We start from the raw sequence: 19,980 nt of genomic DNA on the forward strand, positions 1-19,980 counted from the left end.
CTCAACTTGGTTAGTGGCGACCGGAAGAGCCGAAACCGCCTTCTCCCCGCTCGCTTTGGTCAAATTCGTCAACTACCGTAAATTGGGCCTGTACCACGGGCAGGATCACCAACTGGGCGATGCGCTCCCCCGGCTGGATGGTGAAATGATCCTTTCCGCGGTTCCAGCAGGATACCATTAACTGGCCCTGGTAGTCAGAGTCAATCAGGCCAACCAGGTTGCCCAGCACGATGCCGTGCTTATGGCCCAGGCCGGAGCGGGGCAGTATGGTGGCGCACAGGCCGGGATCCTGGATATGGATGGCGATGCCGGTGGGGAGCAGGGTGGTGTCGCCCGGGGCCAGCTCCAGGGGCGCGTCCAGGCAGGCGCGCAGGTCCAGGCCGGCGGAACCCGGGGTGGCGTAGGCCGGCAGCGGGAAGTCGGTGCCCACGCGGGGGTCGAGGATCTTCAGTTCAATGGTGTTCATGGTATCGGTCTGCAATCAGGGTCATCAGGTGCCTGGCGAGCTGGGTCTTGCCGGCCAGGGGTAAATCGGCCCGGCCTTGCGGCCAGAACACGGTGAGGGCATTGTCGTCGCTGTTAAAGCCTTGTCCGGCCTTGGCCACGTCGTTGGCCGCGATCATGTCCAGCCCCTTGCGGCTGAGCTTGTCCCGGGCGTATTTTTCCACATCCCGGGTTTCCGCCGCAAATCCCACGGTAAAGGGCTTGCTCGGCAAGGCCGCCACCTCGGCGACGATATCGGGGTTTTTGGTCAGTTCGATGACCAGGGTGTCGCTGGCGGTTTTCTTGATTTTCTGCTCGGCCACCGTCCTGGGGGCATAGTCGGCGACGGCGGCGCAGGCGATGAAGATCTGCTGCTCGGCGATGCGCGCCATCACCGCCTGGTGCATCTGGCGGGCGCTTTCCACCTCGATGCGGGTCACGCCGGTCGGGGTGGCCAGGCCGACGGGGCCGCTCACCAGGGTTACCTCGGCACCCAGCTCCCGTGCCGCCGCCGCCAGGGCGAAGCCCATCTTGCCGGAGCTGTGGTTGGAGATGAACCGCACCGGGTCCAGCGCCTCGCGGGTGGGACCGGCGGTGAGCATCAGTTTGATGCTCGCCAGGGGCCGGGCTTGGGGAGCGAAATGATGCTCCACCTCGGCCACCAGCGCCATCGGCTCCAGCATCCGGCCCGGTCCCACGTCGCCGCAGGCCTGCTCGCCGCGGGCCGGACCCCAGATGGCCAGTCCGCGGCCGGCCAGGGTCGCCAGGTTGGCCTGGGTGGCGGCGTGGCGGTACATCTGCTGGTTCATGGCCGGGGCCACCGCCACCGCGGCCGGGGTGGCCAGGCAGAGGGTGGTGAGCAGATCATCGGCCAGGCCGGCGGCCAGCCGGGCCAGAGTGTTGGCGCTGGCCGGGGCGATCAGCAGCAGCTCGGCCCAGCGGGCCAGCTCGATATGGCCCATGCCGGCTTCGGCGGCCGGGTCCAGCAGGGAGTCGGATACTGGCTCGCCCGACACCGCCTGCAGGGTGAGCGGGGTGATAAAGGCCTTGGCGGACTCGGTCATCACCACCCGGACCTCGGCACCCCGCTCCTTGAGGCGGCGCACCAGCTCGGCGCTCTTGTAGGCCGCGATCCCGCCGGTGATGCCGATAACTATGCGTTTTCCCGTTAATGACATGGCTGCGTTCCCTAACTGGACAGGCCGGCAAGATTACCACAAACGGGTGAATTGTGCGGCCCGGGCGGAGTCTGGGCTAGGCTTTAACGGTTGGGCAGGGGGGAGCGTCAATGAGCATCAAGGACTGGCCGGAGGGGGAGCGCCCCCGGGAAAAACTGCTGAGCCGGGGGCCGGCCAGCCTGTCGGATGCGGAACTGCTGGCGATTTTTCTGCGCACCGGCAGCCGGGGCATGGACGCGGTGACCCTGGCGCGTACCCTGCTGAGCCAGTTCGGCTCCCTGCGCCAGTTGCTGCTGGCGGATCAGCACCGTTTCTGCGAGGGGCCCGGCCTGGGGTTGGCCAAGTTCGTGCAGTTGCAGGCCAGCCTGGAGCTGATGCGCCGCTTTCTCGACGAAAAGCTGGTGCGCGAGCATGCCCTCACCAGCCCCGAGCTGACCCGGCAGTATTTGCAGGCGCAACTGCGGGACCGGGGCCGGGAGGTGTTCGCCCTGCTGCTGCTCGACAACCAGCACCGGGTGATCCGCTTCCACGAGCTGTTTTTCGGCACCCTGGACGCGGCGGCGGTGTACCCGCGGGAAATCGTGGCCCTGGCCCTGAAACTGGGTGCCGCCGCGGTCATTTTGGTGCATAATCATCCGTCCGGAGTGGCCGAGCCCAGCCGGGCGGATCGCATGATCACCGAACGCATTCAGGCCGCCCTGGGGCTGCTGGATATCCGGGTGTTGGATCATCTGGTGGTTGGTGACGGTGAAACCGTATCTTTTGCCGAGCGTGGCTGGCTTTAGTGCCGGACGCTCGGCTTTTAGTTGATCTCGGGCGCGGTATGCTGTATAAATTGCCGCCTTATTTTGCCCCGACAGACGGCCAACGGGGTGATTGATTGCTCGAGCAAAAGTAAGTTTTGGAGAAGACTGACATGTCTAAAGTATGCCAAGTAACTGGTAAGCGGCCAGCCGTTGGTAACAACCGCTCTCACGCCAACAACGCCACCAAGCGTCGCTTCCTGCCCAACCTGCAGACCCACCGTTTCTGGGTTGAAAGCGAGAAGCGTTTTGTAAAACTGCGCATCACCACCAAGGGTATGCGTATCATCGACAAAAAAGGTATCGACAGTGTCCTGGCTGACCTGCGTGCCCGTGGCGAAAAGGTCTAAGGAGATAACCCATGGCTAAAGGTATTCGCGAGAAGATCCGCCTGAACTCCAGCGCTGGTACTGGTCACTTCTACACCACTACCAAGAACAAGCGCAACATGCCCGAGAAAATGGAGATCAAAAAGTTTGATCCCGTGATCCGTCAGCATGTGATCTACAAAGAAGGCAAGATCAAGTAAGGTCCTGCCCTCGAAAAAACCCGGCCCCGGCCGGGTTTTTTTATGGCCGCCACCTTGGCTATACTGCCGCCTCACTGTAGCAGGAGGGCGAGATGCCGGAGTTACCAGAAGTCGAAGTCAGCCGTTTGGGCATAACCCCTCATCTGCTGGGGGAGTCGGTGATGCGGGTGGTGGTGCGCAACCCCAGCCTGCGCTGGCCGGTGCCGGCGGAAATCCAGGAGCTGGCGGGGCTCACCATCGTCGGCATCCGCCGCCGGGCCAAGTACCTGCTGCTGGAAACCGACTGGGGCACCGCCATTCTGCACCTGGGCATGTCCGGCAACCTCAAGGTGCTGCCCCAGGGCACGCCGGCGGGCAAGCACGATCATGTGGATATCGAGCTGGCCAACGGCAAGCTGCTGCGGCTCAACGATCCGCGCCGCTTCGGCTGCCTGCTGTGGACCCGGGCGCCGGCGGAGCAGCACCCGCTGCTGGCCGGGCTGGGGCCCGAGCCGCTCACCGAGGCCTTCGACGGCGACTACCTCTACCAGCGCAGCCGGGGCCGCAAGACGGCCATCAAGCAGTTCATCATGGACAACCATATCGTGGTGGGGGTGGGCAATATCTACGCCAACGAGTCGCTGTTCGGCGCCGGCATCAGCCCCAAACGGGAGGCGGGCAACATCGGCCGGGAGCGCTACCTGACACTGGCCGGGGAGATCAAGGCGGTGCTGGCGCGGGCCATCGGCCAGGGCGGCACCACCCTGAAGGACTTTACCGGCAGCGACGGCAAGCCCGGCTACTTCGTGCAGGAACTGCAGGTGTACGGCCGGGCCGGGCAGCCCTGCACCCGCTGCGGCACCCTGCTGCGCGAGGTACGCATGAACGGCCGCAGCACCGTGTTCTGCCCGCTCTGCCAGCGGTGACTACCCGGTGGTAAGGGGGGAAGCGTAAGGGGTAAGGCGAGAGAGGTATCATACTGACGCCTCACGCCTCACGCCTCACGCCTCACGCCTCACGCCTCACGCCTTCAGCCCAGTTTGGTGGCCACCGCCTCGGCCACGGCGGCGGGCACGAACTGGCTGATATCACCGCCGTGGATCGCCACTTCCTTCACCAGGGTGGAGGAGATAAAGGAGTTCTCCTCCGCCGGGGTGAGGAAGACGCTTTCCAGCTCCGGCATCAGCCGCCGGTTCATGTTGGCGAGCTGGAACTCGTACTCGAAATCGGATACGGCGCGCAGGCCGCGGATCAGCACATTGGCCCGGTGTGCCCGGGCGAAGTCCACCAGCAGGCCGGAAAAGCCCACTACCGTGACGTTGCCCAGTTGGCCGGTGACCTCCTTCACCAGTTCAACCCGCTCGTCCAGCGAGAACATGGGCCGCTTGCTGGGGCTGAAGGCCACCCCCACGACCACTTCGTTGAACAGTCGGGAGGCGCGCTCTATCAGATCCAGATGACCGTTGGTGATGGGATCGAAGGTGCCGGGGTAGATGACCCTGATGCTCATGGGATGTCCTTATTGGCAAACGCAGCTGAAGAGTTTGGGGTAGAATACCGCAGCACAGGAACAAGGTGGAGCGCGATATGAAACGGGTACTGGTGGTTCGCAACGACAAGATAGGCGACTTTATGCTGGCCTGGCCGGCCTTTGCCATGCTCAAGGCCTCGCTCGGCTGCGAGGTGGTCGCCCTAGTCCCCGCCTATACCCGAGAGCTGGCCGAACTTTGCCCGAGCATCGACCGGGTGCTGCTGGATCCGGGCAAGGACGGGGCACCGGCCGCGCAACAGGCCCTGCTGGATCAGCTGAGAAGCGGCCGGTTCGATGCGGTTATCTGCCTGTTCTCCAACTTTCGCAACGCCAGGCTGATGTGGCAGGCGGGCATCCCACAACGCTGGGCGCCGGCCACCAAGCTGGCCCAGTTGCTCTACAACCACAGGGTGACCCAGCGCCGTTCCCGCTCCGCCAAGCCCGAGTACGAGTACAACCTGGATCTGGTGCGGGCCTTCCTGCGTCATCATGGGGTGACGCCGGTCGAGCCCGCGCCGCCCTACCTGGGTTTCGAGGCCGCCGAGCTGGCCCCTTTCCGGGCGGAGCTGGCGGCGGCGTTGGGGCTGGTGGCCGACCGACCCTGGCTGCTGGTGCACGCGGGCAGCGGCGGTTCGGCCAACAACCTCTCGGCCGGCCAGTATGCACAACTGATGCAGGCACTATGCAGCCAGTTCCCCGCCGTCCAGCCGGTGCTCACCGCCGGACCCGGGGAGTCGGCGCTGGCGGAGCAGGTCGCGGCCGAGGCCGGGGTGGGGGCGGTGGTGGCCCGGGATCTGCCCCTGCCGGCCTTCTGCCGGCTGCTGGCCTGCGGCAGCCTGTTCGTGGCCGGCAGCACCGGCCCCCTGCATATCGCCGCCGCCCTGGACGTCCCCACGGTGGGCTTTTTCCCGTTGCGCCGCTCGGCCACGCCGCTGCGCTGGCGGCCGCTGAACAGCGAGGGGCGGCACCTGGCCTTTCATCCTCCCGGCGAGGCCGGGGAGCAGGTGGAGGACATGAGCCGGGTGGACGTGACTGCGGTAGCGGCGGCGGTTACTCCCTGGGCCCGGACGTTTCTGTCCTGACCCAGAGGTCGGCATACTTCACGAAGGTGGAATGGGCCGACAGCAGGCACAGCAGCAGGCCCGGCCGGCCGTCCAGGAAGCCCGCCTTCAGCAGGTACATCTTGAGGAAGCAGCCCACCCCGTGCAGCAGCCCCTGGGCCAGGGAACCCTTTTTGCCCCGCTCGGCCCGCTGCCGGGCCCAGGCGGCGGCGTAGCCGGCCGACTTGACCAGGTAGTGCTCCAGATCCCGGTAGGTGTAGTGCAGCAGATCCCCCCGCAGGCGGGCGGTTCTGATGCCCGGCTTCAGCTCCACCTTTTCGTGTACCAGGGCGTCGTTGTAGCCGGTGAGGGCCCTGGGGTAGAGCCGCAGCACCCGATCCGGGTACCAGCCGCAATGGCGGATAAAGCGGCCGAACACCCAGGACAGGCGGGAAATCGCGTAGACGGTGTCATCGGTGGGCCGGGCCAGCACCGCCTCGATGCTGGCCCTGAGTTCGGGGGTGACCCGCTCGTCCGCGTCCACCCACAGCACCCAGTCGGATTGCACCCTGCCCTGGGCCAGTTGCCGCTGGCGGCCGAAGCCGGGCCAATCGGTGTTTTCGAAGAAGCGGGCACCGGCGGCCTCGGCCACCTCCCGGGTGCGGTCGGTGCTGCCCGAGTCCAGAACCACGATTTCGTCCACCCAGTCCAGGGTGGCCAGGCAGTCGGCCAGGTTGTCCGCCTCGTTCTTGACGATCAGGACGGCGGCGAGGGTGGGGCGCTGGCTCATGAAGGCTCCTGCAACAGATTGAAATCCCGGGTGATGCGGTCGAACTGGATAATCACCTGCTCGAGGGTGATGCGCTGCATGGCGTGCGGATCCCTGACCCGGGTACGCCAGGGCAACTGCTCGGGGGTCTTGCCGGTTTCCGCCAGCAAGGCCTTTTCGTAGACGCTGACCACGTAGTCCCGGCAGCGGTAAGGGCCGGTACGTCGGGGGTTGTGGTGGGCGTAGAGGCCGATGACGGGGGTGCCGACCAGGGTCGCCATGTGGGTGGGACCGGTATCCGGCGCGACCACCAGGCTGGCGGTTTCGATCAGCGCCAGCAGTTGCGGCAGGCTGGTCTTGCCCACCAGGTTTTCATCGATGTTGTCGCTAATATTGCAGATTTTCTCCGCCAGATCCCGCTCCATCTTGGCGGGGCTGCCAATCAGGATCACCTTCATGCCGCGCTCGTGGGCATGATCGGCGAGGGCGGCGTAACCGTCGGCGGTCCAGTTTTTGTATGCCTTGCTGGCGGCGGGGCAGATCAGCAGCAGTGGACGTTGGTCCCGGTGCGGGCGGGCCCACTCCAGCTCGGCTGCCGGCAGGGGCAGGGACCAGCTCGGGGAGACATCGTCCAGCCCCAGTGCCCGGCCGAAGCCCATAAAGCCGTCCACCACATGGTCGCCGGTGGCGGCCACCCTGAGGTTAGTGAACAGCCACTGCCCGTCCTTGGCCCGCTCCCGCTCGAAACCCAGCCGGTATCGGGCCCGGATCCCCATGCTGGCCAGGCTGGCGCGCAGGGCCGCCTGCATATGCAGCAGGGCGTCGAAGCGGCGTCCCCGCAGTTGCCGCCACAGGGCGAGGTAGCCTTTCCAGCCGGCGTTCTTGTCGAAGGGGATCACCTCCACCCCGGGCAGCAGTTGCAGCAGGCCGGCTTCCACCCTGCCGGTGACCCAGGTGATGCGGGTCTGGGGCCACTGGCGCTGGATGGCCTGCACCAAAGCCACCGCATGGCAGCAGTCGCCGATGGCGGATAAGCGCAATACACAAAGGGACTCGGGAGCCGTGGAGAACAGTGCCATAGGTGAACTCTCGTTAAACTGAGTCCGGCATTATGCAAAGGCTTTCGGGCCATGTAAAATCCGTGTTTTCGCTGGGGGGATGGCAATGGAACGAATTGAGCACGGCTCCGAGATTATTTGGTACGACCCGGAGTGTTTTGGGGACTTTAACCGGGACTTTTTTGAGATTGACTACTGGCGCGAGCAGAACGCCATCCGCGGCAAGGCGGTAGGGCGCAACACCACCTGGTTCGTGGAGGACGAAGTGGGCCACAAGGTGCTGCGCCATTACTACAGAGGCGGCATGATAGGTCGGGTGATGGAGGATACCTTCCTGCACGTGGCCGAGTCCAAGAGCCGGGCCATGGCGGAATTCACCGTGCTGGCCAAGCTGCACCGCCGCGGCCTGCCGGTGCCCCGGCCCTGCGCCGCCCGCATGGTGCGCTCCAACCTGGTGTACCGGGCCGACATCATCCTTACCCGTATCAACAACGCCCGTGATCTGGTGGCTATCCTCAAGGAACAGGCATTGAACAAGCAGGAATGGCAGGGTATCGGCAGGACCATCCGCCAGTTCCACGATGCCGGCCTCTACCATGCGGATCTCAACAGCCACAATGTGCTGCTGGACGAGGGCGGCAAGAGCTGGCTGATCGACTTCGACAAGTGCCACTTCCGCCAGCCCGGTAGCTGGTCCCGGGAGAACATGGAGCGGCTGCTGCGCTCCTTCCGCAAGGAGCAGGGCCTGCATCCCGATTTTAACTGGAGTGAGCAGGACTGGCAGGCGCTGCTGAGCGGTTACAGATCCAGTTGAGACTTGATCAGGGCCTGGGTCCTGGCCAGGGCGCCCCGGTTGGCGCCGACCACCGCCAGGGCCTGTCGGCCCATGGCCCGGGCCCGTTCCGTTTCGGCGAACAATGACTCCAGGGTGGTGGCCAGTTCGTTGCCATCGGCGACGATGCGGGTACCACCGGCCGCCACCAACTGACGGGTGATATCGCTGAAATTGAAGGTGGAAGGGCCGGTCAGCACCGGCTTGCCCAGGGCGGCGGGCTCCAGCAGGTTGTGCCCGCCCCGCTCGATCAGGCTGCCGCCGACAAAGGCGATGTCGGCCGCCGCCAGCATGACGGGCAGCTCGCCCATGGTATCACCCAGATAGACCTGGGTCTGCGGGCCGGGATTGTCATCGGTACGGCGACAGAGCGCGAAGTTCTGCCGCGTCACCAGCTCCGCTACCTGATCAAATCGCTGGGGATGGCGCGGCACCAACAGCAACAGGGCATCGGGATGCCGTTGCAGCAACCGGCGATGGGCGGCGAGTAGCTGCTCATCTTCGCCTTCATGAGTGGAGGCGGCAATCCAGAGCGGGCGTTGGGCGCCCAGCTGTTGCCTTAACTGCCGGCCCTGCTCGATGATACCCTCGCCGTACTCGATATCGAACTTCACAGAGCCGGTGACGCTGAGTCGATCGCGGGGAATGCCCAGCCCGGCGAAGCGCTCGGCGTCGTCCCGGTGCTGGCAGGCGAGATGAGCGATATCGGCGGACAGCAGCCGGAATATGCCGTGAAAACGCCGGTATCTGGCGGCCGAACGGGCCGACAACCGGGCATTGAGCACCAGCACCGGCAACCGGCGCCGGCCACAGGCGTGGAGCAGGTTGGGCCAGAGCTCGGTTTCCATGATCAGCAGGGCCCTGGGCCGGATCCGGCGCAGAAAGAGGCCCACCGCCCAGGGAAAATCCAGCGGCGCATAGCGGTGCTCCACCAGGACGCCGAGTTTGGCCACCTGATCGGCCCCGGTGCGGGTGGTGGTGGTCACCACTATGGGGAGTGTGGGATGCGCGGCCTTCAGCACCTTGATCAGGGGGGTGGCGGCCACTACTTCGCCTACGCTGACCGCATGCAGCCAGAGCGGCGCCTCGGTTGACGTGGGTCTGACCCGTCCCAGATGTTCCGGCCAGCGCCGGCCGAACCCCGGTTTGCCCCGTTTGGGCCAGTAGAGCACGGCCAGCAGGGCGGGGCTGAACAGATGGATAAGCAGGTTGTAGATAAGGCGATAGAGCATGGGGCTACCGGGCCACGGTGGGGATGAGTTCGTTGCCGAGCAATTGCTCAAGCGCGGTAATCACCCGTTCGGCGGGCAGTTCCTTCAGGCACTTCAGGTGTCCCAGCGGGCATTCCCGCTTGAAGCAGGGACGGCATTCGATATCGGTATGGACCACGGCGACCCGCTCGGCCAGCGGCGGGGTGTATTGGGGCGAGGTGGAGCCGTAGATGCCGACCAGGGGGCGTTGCAGGGCCGCGGCGATATGCATCAGCCCCGAGTCGTTGGAAATTACGGCGGTGCTGAGCGCCATCAGGTCGATGGCCTGGTGCAGCGAGGTCCTGCCCGCCAGTATCTGGCAGTGTTCCTGTAATCTCTGCGGCAGAGAATGCCTGATGGCTTCCGCCACCGCTATATCCTTGGCCGAACCGAAAATCCACACCTGCTGGCCCTGTTCGATCTGGTGTCGGGCAACCTCGGCGTAGTGCTGCTCCGGCCAGCGCTTGGCCGGCCCGAACTCGGCGCCGGGGCAGAGGCTCAGGACCGGCCTGCCGGTATTCAGGCCCAGTTCGGTCAGGGCTTGTTGCTGGTTGGGCAAGTCAACCTGTAACGCAGGCCAGGGCAATTCCGGGATACAGTGGTTATCCTTCATCTGTGCCCTGGGGTAGGCCAGCGACACATAGCGTTCCACCATCAGCGGAAAATCGACCTTGTTGCTGCGCAAATCGTTCAGCAGGCCGTAGCGGGACTCGCCCTTCCAGCCGGTACGCCGCTTGATACCGGCAAACAACGGTATCAGGGCCGACTTGAGCGAGTTGGGCTGGACGATGGCCCAGTCATACCCTTCTTGCGCCAGCTCCCGACCGAGACGATAGCGCTCGGCCAGCCGGAAGTCGCCATGGCCCAACGGCATCACTATGGCCTTGTCCACCTCCGGCATCCGCTCCAGCAGGGCACAGCACCAGGCCGGCGCCATCACATGCAGCTCGGCGTCGGGATGCCGTCGTTTCAGGGTGATATAGAGGCTCTGGGACATCACCATGTCGCCCACCCAGGAGGGACCAATCGTCAATATTTTCATCTATGCTCTGCCCCTGAAAGAGAGTGGTTCATTGCACCACCGGTCAGCACAGCCAGTAACGGCCATCGTCTTTGCCAATGGCGGTGTGAAAATGCTCACCGAATTCGGCGTTTCCTTCTGTGGATATGGTTGAGCTTCTTCCTCTGAAATGAACGGTGTCGGTAATCTGCGGTAGGGTGCGCTGACAATGGTACTTGCAGGTCCCGACAAGGCTAAACGACCCCTGACCAACCTGGCTTTGATTCGCCCACATGTGTCATGTCCGGCAAGACTGCTCAACTTAGTGTGGTACGAGAGCGTTATGGGTAACCGTAGCGCATGGTTAAATGAACGATCCTTCGGATGTGCATAGGTATGCTGGGGGAGCCGGACCAAATAATGTAGGTTTTTCATTCCTTCCTTCATGCCTAATGCTCCCATGCGATATTTTCTTTTATTGATTTGGCGGGGGAGCCGGCAACGATGGTTCCGGGGGAAACTTCTCTGGTTACAATGGAGCCAAAAGCAACTATGCTGCCATCATGCACGGTAACACCTTTCAAAATAGTGGCATTGGCGGCAACCCAGACTTTGTTCCCGATCACAATATCTTTTGGTGCGTTCAGAATGACCTTTGTGTCTGCATCGAAAATAGGGTGGCCATCGTAGGTCATCACATTGATGTTGCGTGAGAGCATGCAATGATCGCCTATGGTCAATGAGGTTCCTTCTCCTTTGGAGGAAAGGTAGGCACCACCAATATCGGTATGCCTACCGATCTTTATCGAGCAGTTGTTGCCAACAATCTCAAGGTTGCTGAAGCTGATATTGGCGCCGTCTTCGATCTCGATAATATTATTGCTGCCTTTAATGCTGATGGTATTTCGCCGTAGTTTCCCATTGCCAAGGATGTTTATTCTGTTGTTTTTGCCGGAAATTTTTATTTTGTTCCAGATGAGATAGGTGTTGCGGGTGGTGCTGATTTCACCACCCTTGCTTTTTATGATGTTCAGCAGCCTCAGTGTCAGTCTCGTTGTCATGGAATATTAAGCCCAACAGGATGATCCGTTAATGGTTGTGTTTTCGGAAAACATAATCGCCTTTGATCTTCCGCCACAATCCGAACACGTCGGTGCGGGGAAAGATGGCGATGCGTCGGATCTGGTAGGGGTCTTCGTGCATGGCCAGGGGGCCGCTGTTGGTGGCCACGGCAAAGGGATAACCCAGTGCTTGGGCCAGTGCCTTGCTGTCTTCGTTATGGCTGCCGAAGGGGTAGGCAAAGGAGGCGAGGGGGCGGCCCAGCAGCTGTTCCAGCTGTGCCTTGTTATCGGCGATTTCCCGGTGTTGTGCATCCCGCCCCAGTCGGTTCAGGTGCGGATGGGTCAGGGTATGGCCACCGAATTCCACCAGGCCGGAATCGGCCATTTCCCGGATCTGCTCCGGCGTCATCAGCTCCACCCGCTTTTCCGGGTTGTCGGGGTGTTCCACGTCCCAGCGATTGAAACGCTCGCCGGTCACCAGGTAGATCACCGCTTTGAAACCGTATTTTTTCAGCAGGGGGAACAGCAACTCGTAGTTGTCCCGGTAGCCGTCGTCCACCGTGATGATGATGTACTTTTTGCCCGGTTCCAGTCGGCTGGCCAGGCCCTTGTTGGCCAGCTCGGCAAAGGTGAGGGTCTGGTAGCCGAGGCGTTTGAGTAACTTGAAGTGCTTTTCCAGCATGGCAACGTGCAGATAGGTACCATGTACGCCTTTTTCACTGTCATCACGGATAAAGCGGTGATACATGACGATGGGCACTTCCCGCTGCAGCCGGTGCACATAGACGCTCTGGTAGTGTTGCTCCAGCTCGTCGGCCACGGCGACGAGATCATAGCTGCTCCGCACCTTCTCCATGACCTCGGGAGCCGTGCCCCTGTACGCCAGCGATGCCGCTATCTGGCCCGGCAGGGTGGCGAAGTCGATATCCAGATCCTTGGGTCCGATATCGCCGAAGTTGCTGGCCATGGCGGCGTCGATATTGTGTTGGGTCACCAGCCCAGGGGCGCTGGCCTCGCCGATGGCGAAGGTAGGCCGCCCCATCAGGATGGACTCCATGGCCACCCGGCCGGCGCCGACCACCAGATCGGATTGGGCCATCAGTGCCGGCACGTCCTGCACATAGCCGAGAAACTCCACCTTGTCCTTGAAGCGCAGGAAGCGTTCGGGAAGCTCGGAGCCGGAGGCCACCTGCACCCGGTAGCGGTCGGCATCCAGGCACTGATCCAGCAGCCGGTAGCAGAGCTCGCCCTTGGGGCCGGTGAGCCGGCCGACGATGCTGATCACCGGGCGCTCGTTGGCCGGTGGGGCTACCTGCTGGTAATGGCGGGTATCGATACCGTTGCGGCCGATGGCGATCAATCCGGGATCGACGCCAAGGGCGCTGATCAACTGGTCCCGCACCGCCTCGCATACCGCCAGGGCACGGTCGCCCATGGCGTGGAACTTCTTGCGCGAGGCGTGTACAGGCTGACGGCCGTGCACCGAGGTGATCATGGGTGTGCCGGTCAGCTTGCAGGCCAGGTAACAGCTCCAGCTGGAGGCACGGCTGTGGGCATGCACCAGCTGGATGCGGTGCTTGCGGATGAGGCAGATCAGGTAGCCGACATGCCAGAAGCGGCGGGGGATGCTGCGCTTGTTGAAGCGCAGCCGGAAGTATTTACCCTGGTGAGGCTTGGTCAGGGTGTCGGATACATAAAACACCCTGTGCCCACGTCGGCTCAACTCGTCGCCCAGAGTGGTGGCATAGACCTCGGCTCCGGTCACCTCCAACTGGGACAACGCCATCAGTATATTCATGAGAGGCCCGGGTGTTATTTGTTCAGCCAGGCCATGTATTCCGTTACCCCTTCGGCCACCGTCCTGAATTCGTGGGGGTAGCCGGCGGCACGCAGCTTGGTCAGATCGGCCTGGGTAAAGCTCTGGTAGCGGCCCTTCAGCTGGTCGGGGAAGGGGATGAATTCAATCTGGCCTTTGCCATGATATTTGATCACCGCCTCGGCCACGTTCCGGAAGGGTTCGGCGCGGCCGGTGCCGCAGTTGAAAATGCCGGAAACCTGCGAGTTCTGCCAGAACCAGAAGTTGACCTTGCAGACATCGTCCACGTAGATGAAGTCGCGCATCTGGCCACCGTCCGGGTAGCCGTCGCAGCCCCTGAACAACTTGGGGTTTTCCCCCTTGTGCAACTGGGTGTTGAGGTGGAAGGCCACGCTCGACATGCTGCCCTTGTGCTGCTCACGCGGGCCGTAGACGTTGAAGTACTTGAGGCCGACCACCTGGGAGCGGATGTCCGGCAGCAGACGACGCACGTACTGGTCGAACAGCTGCTTGGAATAGCCGTAAACGTTGAGCGGCTGCTCGTAGCGGGGCTCTTCGATGAAGTTGTCGTTGCGGCCACCATAGGTGGCGGCGGAGGAGGCGTAGATAAAGGGGATTTCCCGCTCCAGGCAGTAGTGCAGCAGATCCTTGGAGTACTCGTAATTGTTCTCCATCATGAACTTGCCGTTCCACTCGGTGGTGGCGGAGCAGGCGCCCTGGTGGAAGATCACTTCGATGCCGCCCCACTCCTCGAATTCGTCGCCGGAGACGATGCGGTGCAGGAATTCGTCCTTGTCCAGGTAATCGGCGATGGTCAGGTCGACCAGGTTCACGAACTTGGTGCCGTCGGTCAGATCATCGATCACCACCACGTCGGTCCGCCCCTGCGCGTTCAGGGCCTTCACCAGGTTACTGCCGATAAAGCCGGCGCCGCCAGTCACAATGATCATCGCTGTCTGCCTCTTGCTGGCCGGAAACCTGTCCGGCAAAACGGGAAAAGTAGGGCAGAAGTTTATCACGGTTCGGCGGTAGAAAACTAACTCGCCCGCCTGTGTTACTATTCAGTCATGTCAGTAAGTATTGGTTAACAGGATGAAAACCAAGGACCGTATTGTTGCCGCCGCCCTGCAGTTGTTCAACGAACAGGGGGAGGCGAATGTTACCACCAACCATATCGCCGCCCATTTGGGCATCAGTCCAGGCAATCTTTACTATCACTTTCGCAATAAAAACGACATTATTCATCGTATTTTTCAGCAATATGCCGAGCATTTACGCAAGAGCTTCACTCCGGTCACCGGCCCGGCCAGCGCCAGCCCGGCGGTGTGGTTTCACTACCTGGACGCCATCTTCTATGTGATGTGGGAGTTCCGTTTCTTCTACGCCAACCTCAACGATATCCTCCACCGGGACCCGGAACTGCACAAGAAGTACCTGGCGGTGCAGCGGGAGTTGGAAGTCAACCTGCAGGCCCTGCTGCGGGAGCTGAATGCGCAGCAGGTGCTGGCCATCCCCGACGAGGAGATAGAGCCCCTGAGCCAGACCCTGAAGATGGTCGTTTCCTTCTGGGTCAGCTATCAGTCGGCCCAGTCGCTCAACCCCCGCATCAGTCAGGCGGTGCTCTATGAAGGCGTGGCCCGGGTGTTGCTGCTGCTCAAGCCTTATTTTCACCCGGAGAAGGGAGCCGAGCTGGCCACGTTGTCGGGGCATTATCAGGCCCTGGCCCGTACGCCCAGTGATCCCTTTCACAAATAGCCAGTTTGATCAGAATATATTGTGTCAAAGTGGGTTGCTGGCAGTAAAATGACCTGAAATCAACCCAGTCAGCCAGATTGATAACGGGAGTTCAGTATGTCGTTGGCATTTTATGCTCATATCAGCGAGCAATTGGCGCAAACCAAGGCCGAAGGGCTCTACAAGCAGGAGCGGGTGATCACCTCGCCCCAGAGTGCGGCCATCGAGGTTGGTCAGCGGGAAGTGATTAACTTCTGTGCCAACAACTACCTGGGACTCGCCAACCATCCCGCATTGATCAAGGCGGCCCAGCAGGGACTGGACAGCCACGGTTTCGGCATGGCCTCGGTGCGCTTTATCTGCGGCACCCAGGATCTGCATAAGCAGCTGGAAGCGGAGCTGTCCGCCTTCCTCGGCATGGAAGACACCATCCTCTACACCTCCTGCTTCGACGCCAATGCCGGCCTGTTCGAAACCCTGCTGGGGCCGGAAGATGCCATCATCTCCGATGCCCTCAACCACGCCTCCATCATCGACGGGGTGCGGCTGTGCAAGGCCAAGCGCTACCGCTATGCCAACAACGACATGGCCGAGCTGGAGGCCTGCCTGCAACAGGCCTCTGCCGACGGTGCCCGCTTCAAGCTGATCGCCACCGACGGTGTCTTCTCCATGGATGGCGTCATCGCCAACCTCAAGGCCATCTGCGACCTGGCGGACAAGTACGACGCCCTGGTGATGGTGGACGACTCCCACGCCGTGGGCTTCGTCGGCGAGCAGGGACGGGGCACCCCCGAATACTGCGAGGTGATGGGCCGGATCGACATCATCACCGGCACCCTGGGCAAGGCCCTGGGTGGTGCTTCCGGTGGTTATACCTCCGGCAAGAAAGAAATGATCGACTGGCTGCGCCAGCGCTCCCGTCCCTACCTGTTTTCCAACTCGGTGGCGCCGGCCATCGTCGCCGCCTCCATCAAGGTGCTGGAAATGCTGAAAGACGGGGATGGGCTGCGTCGTAAGGTGCGGGAAAACAGCGACTACTTCCGGGAGAAGATGACTGCCGCCGGCTTTACCCTGGCAGGCAAGGATCACGCCATTATTCCGGTGATGCTGGGCGACGCCGCCCTGGCCGCCAACATGGCCGACAGGCTGCTGGAGCGGGGCATCTACGTCATCGGCTTCTCCTTCCCGGTGGTACCCAAGGGCCAGGCCCGCATCCGCACCCAGATGTCGGCGGCCCACAGCCGCGAACAGCTGGACCGGGCCATCGCCGCCTTCACCGAAGTCGGTCGGGAACTGGGCGTGATCTAAGGGGGCATGACGATGAAAGCACTGGCAAAACTCAAAGCGGAACCCGGCATCTGGATGACGGAAGTGCCCGAACCCGAGCTGGGTCACAACGATCTGTTGATCAAGATCCGCAAGACCGCCATTTGCGGCACCGATATCCACATCTACAACTGGGACGACTGGTCCCGGAAGACCATCCCCGTACCCATGGTGGTCGGCCACGAATACGTGGGCGAGGTGGTGGCCATCGGCCAGGAAGTACGTGGCTTTGACATTGGCGACCGGGTGTCCGGCGAGGGCCATATCACCTGCGGCCACTGCCGCAACTGCCGCGCCGGCCGCACCCACCTGTGCCGCAACACCGTGGGGGTGGGGGTGAACCGGGAGGGGGCCTTCGCCGAGTACCTGGTGATCCCGGCCTTCAACGCCTTCAAGCTGCCGGACGAGATTTCCGACGACCTGGCCTCCATCTTCGACCCCTTCGGCAATGCGGTGCACACCGCCCTGTCCTTCGATCTGGTGGGCGAGGACGTGCTGATCACCGGCGCCGGCCCCATCGGCATCATGGCCGCCGCCGTGGCCCGCCATGTGGGTGCCCGTCACGTGGTGATCACCGACGTCAACGAATACCGGCTCGAGCTGGCCCGCAAGATGGGCGTGACCCGGGCGGTCAACGTGGCCAAGGAGAAACTGGACGACGTCATGGCCGAGCTGGGCATGACCGAGGGCTTCGACGTGGGCCTGGAAATGTCCGGGGTGCCGGCGGCCTTCCGCGACATGCTGGACAAGCTGAACCACGGCGGCAAGGTGGCCATGCTGGGCATACCGCCCTCCGACATGGCCATCGACTGGAACAAGGTGATCTTCAAGGGCCTGGTGCTTAAGGGCATCTATGGCCGAGAGATGTTCGAAACCTGGTACAAGATGGCCAGCCTGATCCAGTCCGGCCTGGATCTGACCCCCATCATCACCCACCATTTCAAGGTGGACGACTTCCAGCAGGGCTTCGACGTGATGCGCTCGGGCCAGTCCGGCAAGGTGATACTGGACTGGCAGTAAGCCGCCCCACCTGGCTAAACAAGGGCCCGCCTCGGCGGGCCCTGTTCTTTGGGAAATCCGGGGATATGGCATCCTCTGTCGGCTTCCGGCTTCCGGCTTCCGGCTTCCGGCTTTCAGTTCCTACTCCCTGCTCCCGGGCGGGCATACCGATTCCCGCACCACCAGCCGGGGCTGGAGCTCCAGCTGCTCGGGCCGGTGATCCTTCCCCTTGATCCGCTTCAGCAGCAGCTCCAGGGCCCAGCGGCCCAGGGTGCGTTTGGGATGGGAGATGGTGGTCAGCGGCGGACTGGTAAAGCGCGCCATATTGACATCGTCATAGCCGATCACCGAGATATCCTGGGGCACCCTGAGCCCGGCCTGGGTGATGGCGCAGATGGCGCCGAAGGCCATGGTGTCGCAGAAGGCGAATATGGCCGAGGCCCTGCTCCCCTGCTGCAGCAACCGCTGCATGGCTCGGTAGCCGCTTTCGCTCTCGAAATCTCCCTCGATAATCTGTTCGGGCGGTAAGCCAAGGCCGGCTTCGGTCAACGCCCGGGTGAAGCCGTCCAGCCGCAGCTGGCTGGTGCCCTTGTGCAGATGGCCGGTGATGCAGGCGAAATCCCGGTGTCCTTGTTCTATAAGGTATTTGGCAGCAAGATAGCCGCCAATGTCGGCGTTATCATGGATGATGTCGGCGAAATCATTGTCCCGGCTCCAGTCCAGCATCACCAGCGGCAGGTTGGGGTGCTGCTGCAACAGCTCGGTGAGGGACGGGGGGGTATCGGTGCAGATCACCAGCAGGCCGTCCACCCGTTTCTCGAGCAGCATGCGCAGGTGCATCAACTGCCGCTCGGGCTGGTTCTCGGTATTACACAGGATCAGGCTGTAACCCAGTTCGAAGCAGAGGTCTTCCACCGCCTGCACCACTTCCGCGAAGAAGGGGTGGACGCTGGTGGTCACCAGCATGCCGATGGTGCGGGTGTTGTTGACCTTGAGGCTGCGCGCCACCGAGTTGGGGGCGTAGTTGAGCTCCCGTACCGCCTGCTCCACCCGGGCCCGGGCGGCCTCGCTTACCTTGCGAGTCCGGTTGAGGACATGGGAGACGGTGGAGATGGACACTCCCGCCTGTGCTGCCACATCTTTGATGGTCGCCATGCTGACACCTCGAGCTGAGAAAGGCCACATAGTAACAAATGTCGTCGCCACATGGTGTTTTTGTACTCACTGCCCGGAGGGAGGTACCGCTGCAAACGGGTACATGCCGGGGAGATGCCGTCGTTCTGCCCGTTTTTTATACAAAGCCATGTGATGGCTGCCGTCCAGATGGGATCCGGCTTCACAATCTTTGTTTTTATTTTGTAACCAGCCCCATCTGAAGCATTTTTCTCTTGTGGAAATGGCGCACTAGGGTTAGAAAAAAGGGCAGACCGGATCATCTCCGGCAAGACCAATATCAGGACAGAGGGAATTTACATGGTCATATGGAACAAGAAGGCGGTAGCGGCCGCGGTGTTCGCCGCCCTGGGTTATGGGGCGGCCTTTTCCACCTCGGCGGAAACCGTAAAGATTGCCATCGCCGGTCCGGTAACCGGTGCCGTGGCCCAATACGGCGACATGCAGTTCACCGGTGGACGCATGGCGGTCGAGCTGCTCAACCAGTCCGGTACTCTGGGTGAGTACAGCCTGGAGGCGGTGGAATACGACGATGCCTGCGATCCCAAGCAGGCGGTGGCGGTGGCCAACCGCATCGTCAACGACGGTGTCCAGTTTGTGGTGGGTCACCTGTGCTCCGACAGCACCCTGCCGGCGTCGGACGTTTACGACGACGAAGGCATACTGATGGTGACCCCGGCCTCCACCAACCCCGCCATTACCGAACGCGACCTCGAATTCGTGATGCGTACCATCGGTCTCGACAGTGACCAGGGGCCGACCGCCGCCCGTTATATCCTGGAGCATGCCAAGCCCGAGCGGATCGCGGTGATCCACGACAAGAAGCAGTACGGCGAAGGCCTGGCCTCCAGCGTGCGTGACGCGCTGAAGAGTGCCGGCGTCGAGGTGGTCGCCTACGAGGGGATCACCTCGGGTGACAAGGACTTCTCGGCACTGATCGCCAAGCTGCAGCGGGAGCAGGTGGACTTCGTCTATTACGGCGGCTATCACCCGGAGTTGGGGCTGATCCTGCGGCAATCCGCCGAGAAAGGCTTCAAGGCCCGCTTTATGGGACCGGAAGGGGTCGGCCACAAGGACATCACCTCCATCGCCGGCGACGCCTCCGAAGGCCTGCTGGTCACCCTGCCCAAGAAATACGACCTGGATCCGGCCAACGCCGCCGTGGTGGAGGCGATCAAGGCCAAGGGCGAGGATCCCACCGGACCTTTTGTATGGACCACCTATGCGGCGGTGGAAGCCATCGCCGAGGGGCTCAAGCGGGCCGGTACCGAGCCGGAAGCGGTGGCCGAGGCGCTGCGTGCCGAGCCGGTGAATACCGTGATGGGCCCCCTGTCCTGGGATGACAAGGGCGACCTGCTCGGTTTCGAGTTCGGCGTATTCGAATGGCACAAGGACGGCTCCTCCACCCAGCTGTAAGGG

Annotated in this window: 21 protein-coding genes; 10 read left to right on the top strand and 11 right to left on the bottom strand. The window is 62.5% G+C overall.

What is annotated here, in order from left to right; genetic code table 11:
* Positions 1-10: 10 nt before the first annotated feature.
* Entirely contained in the window at positions 11-466 is a 456-nt protein-coding gene (gene dut, locus ACT7DK_RS01225; RefSeq protein WP_445395527.1) for a dUTP diphosphatase, read from the bottom strand.
* Complete coding sequence (gene coaBC / locus ACT7DK_RS01230; protein WP_445395529.1) at positions 453-1,661, bottom strand: bifunctional phosphopantothenoylcysteine decarboxylase/phosphopantothenate--cysteine ligase CoaBC; 1,209 nt, start codon at positions 1,659-1,661, stop codon at positions 453-455. Before coaBC ends, dut begins: the two co-directional genes overlap by 14 nt.
* Positions 1,662-1,771: 110 nt before the next feature.
* On the opposite strand from coaBC, the gene radC reads away from it, so the two are divergent.
* From radC to mutM, 4 genes are all read left to right on the top strand, one after another.
* Positions 1,772-2,446 (top strand): RadC family protein, encoded by a 675-nt coding sequence (radC, locus tag ACT7DK_RS01235; protein ID WP_445395532.1) that lies wholly within the window; start codon positions 1,772-1,774, stop codon positions 2,444-2,446.
* A gap of 131 nt (positions 2,447-2,577) precedes the next feature.
* Positions 2,578-2,814 (top strand): 50S ribosomal protein L28, encoded by a 237-nt coding sequence (rpmB, locus tag ACT7DK_RS01240; protein ID WP_014291125.1) that lies wholly within the window; start codon positions 2,578-2,580, stop codon positions 2,812-2,814.
* 11 nt (positions 2,815-2,825) lie between these two features.
* Complete coding sequence (gene rpmG, locus ACT7DK_RS01245; protein ID WP_094040656.1) at positions 2,826-2,993, top strand: 50S ribosomal protein L33; 168 nt, start codon at positions 2,826-2,828, stop codon at positions 2,991-2,993.
* 92 nt (positions 2,994-3,085) lie between these two features.
* The gene (gene mutM / locus ACT7DK_RS01250; RefSeq protein WP_445395535.1) at positions 3,086-3,898 is read left to right on the top strand and encodes a bifunctional DNA-formamidopyrimidine glycosylase/DNA-(apurinic or apyrimidinic site) lyase; all 813 of its coding nucleotides are present in this window, start codon (positions 3,086-3,088) and stop codon (positions 3,896-3,898) included.
* A gap of 104 nt (positions 3,899-4,002) precedes the next feature.
* Here the strand turns inward: mutM and coaD are convergent, their stop codons facing one another.
* Positions 4,003-4,482, bottom strand: a complete 480-nt coding sequence (gene coaD, locus ACT7DK_RS01255) for a pantetheine-phosphate adenylyltransferase (RefSeq protein WP_094040654.1) — start codon at positions 4,480-4,482, stop codon at positions 4,003-4,005.
* 77 nt (positions 4,483-4,559) lie between these two features.
* On the opposite strand from coaD, the gene ACT7DK_RS01260 reads away from it, so the two are divergent.
* The gene (locus ACT7DK_RS01260) at positions 4,560-5,585 is read left to right on the top strand and encodes a glycosyltransferase family 9 protein (protein ID WP_445395538.1); all 1,026 of its coding nucleotides are present in this window, start codon (positions 4,560-4,562) and stop codon (positions 5,583-5,585) included.
* Here the strand turns inward: ACT7DK_RS01260 and ACT7DK_RS01265 are convergent.
* Entirely contained in the window at positions 5,554-6,333 is a 780-nt protein-coding gene (locus ACT7DK_RS01265; protein WP_445395540.1) for a glycosyltransferase family 2 protein, read from the bottom strand. The two genes, ACT7DK_RS01260 and ACT7DK_RS01265, sit on opposite strands and share 32 nt — an antisense overlap.
* Complete coding sequence (locus ACT7DK_RS01270) at positions 6,330-7,391, bottom strand: glycosyltransferase family 9 protein (protein ID WP_445395542.1); 1,062 nt, start codon at positions 7,389-7,391, stop codon at positions 6,330-6,332. The genes ACT7DK_RS01265 and ACT7DK_RS01270 overlap by 4 nt, the downstream gene beginning before the upstream one ends.
* Positions 7,392-7,476: 85 nt before the next feature.
* Between ACT7DK_RS01270 and ACT7DK_RS01275 the strand changes: the two genes are divergently transcribed.
* Positions 7,477-8,184 carry a 3-deoxy-D-manno-octulosonic acid kinase gene (locus tag ACT7DK_RS01275; RefSeq protein ID WP_445395544.1) on the top strand — a complete coding sequence of 236 codons (708 nt, stop codon included), beginning with the start codon at positions 7,477-7,479 and terminating at the stop codon, positions 8,182-8,184.
* Here ACT7DK_RS01275 and waaA read toward each other — a convergent pair.
* From waaA to rfaD, 5 genes are all read right to left on the bottom strand, one after another.
* On the bottom strand, positions 8,169-9,434 hold the full coding sequence (gene waaA / locus ACT7DK_RS01280; protein ID WP_445395546.1) for a lipid IV(A) 3-deoxy-D-manno-octulosonic acid transferase: 1,266 nt from the start codon (positions 9,432-9,434) through the stop codon (positions 8,169-8,171). The two genes, ACT7DK_RS01275 and waaA, sit on opposite strands and share 16 nt — an antisense overlap.
* A gap of 4 nt (positions 9,435-9,438) precedes the next feature.
* Positions 9,439-10,494, bottom strand: coding sequence for a lipopolysaccharide heptosyltransferase II (gene waaF, locus ACT7DK_RS01285; protein WP_445395548.1), 1,056 nt, complete (start codon positions 10,492-10,494; stop codon positions 9,439-9,441).
* A gap of 407 nt (positions 10,495-10,901) precedes the next feature.
* The gene (locus ACT7DK_RS01290) at positions 10,902-11,513 is read right to left on the bottom strand and encodes an acyltransferase (RefSeq protein WP_445395550.1); all 612 of its coding nucleotides are present in this window, start codon (positions 11,511-11,513) and stop codon (positions 10,902-10,904) included.
* Positions 11,514-11,541: 28 nt separating this feature from the next.
* On the bottom strand, positions 11,542-13,311 hold the full coding sequence (locus tag ACT7DK_RS01295) for a polysaccharide deacetylase family protein (protein WP_445395552.1): 1,770 nt from the start codon (positions 13,309-13,311) through the stop codon (positions 11,542-11,544).
* 14 nt (positions 13,312-13,325) lie between these two features.
* Positions 13,326-14,279 carry an ADP-glyceromanno-heptose 6-epimerase gene (rfaD, locus tag ACT7DK_RS01300; protein ID WP_445395554.1) on the bottom strand — a complete coding sequence of 318 codons (954 nt, stop codon included), beginning with the start codon at positions 14,277-14,279 and terminating at the stop codon, positions 13,326-13,328.
* Positions 14,280-14,421: 142 nt separating this feature from the next.
* On the opposite strand from rfaD, the gene ACT7DK_RS01305 reads away from it, so the two are divergent.
* From ACT7DK_RS01305 to tdh, 3 genes are all read left to right on the top strand, one after another.
* Positions 14,422-15,084 carry a TetR/AcrR family transcriptional regulator gene (locus ACT7DK_RS01305; RefSeq protein WP_445395556.1) on the top strand — a complete coding sequence of 221 codons (663 nt, stop codon included), beginning with the start codon at positions 14,422-14,424 and terminating at the stop codon, positions 15,082-15,084.
* A gap of 96 nt (positions 15,085-15,180) precedes the next feature.
* Entirely contained in the window at positions 15,181-16,371 is a 1,191-nt protein-coding gene (locus ACT7DK_RS01310; RefSeq protein WP_445395558.1) for a glycine C-acetyltransferase, read from the top strand.
* 12 nt (positions 16,372-16,383) lie between these two features.
* A complete protein-coding gene (gene tdh, locus ACT7DK_RS01315; protein WP_445395560.1) occupies positions 16,384-17,409 on the top strand; it encodes an L-threonine 3-dehydrogenase in 1,026 nt (341 codons plus the stop codon).
* Between the two features lie 120 nt (positions 17,410-17,529).
* Here the strand turns inward: tdh and ACT7DK_RS01320 are convergent, their stop codons facing one another.
* Positions 17,530-18,543: a substrate-binding domain-containing protein gene (locus ACT7DK_RS01320; RefSeq protein ID WP_445395562.1), complete on the bottom strand. Its 1,014-nt coding sequence runs from the start codon at positions 18,541-18,543 to the stop codon at positions 17,530-17,532.
* Between the two features lie 318 nt (positions 18,544-18,861).
* On the opposite strand from ACT7DK_RS01320, the gene ACT7DK_RS01325 reads away from it, so the two are divergent.
* Positions 18,862-19,977 (top strand): branched-chain amino acid ABC transporter substrate-binding protein, encoded by a 1,116-nt coding sequence (locus tag ACT7DK_RS01325; RefSeq protein ID WP_445395564.1) that lies wholly within the window; start codon positions 18,862-18,864, stop codon positions 19,975-19,977.
* The last annotated feature ends 3 nt before the right edge of the window (positions 19,978-19,980 follow it).

The organism is Zobellella sp. An-6, assembly GCF_052487945.1.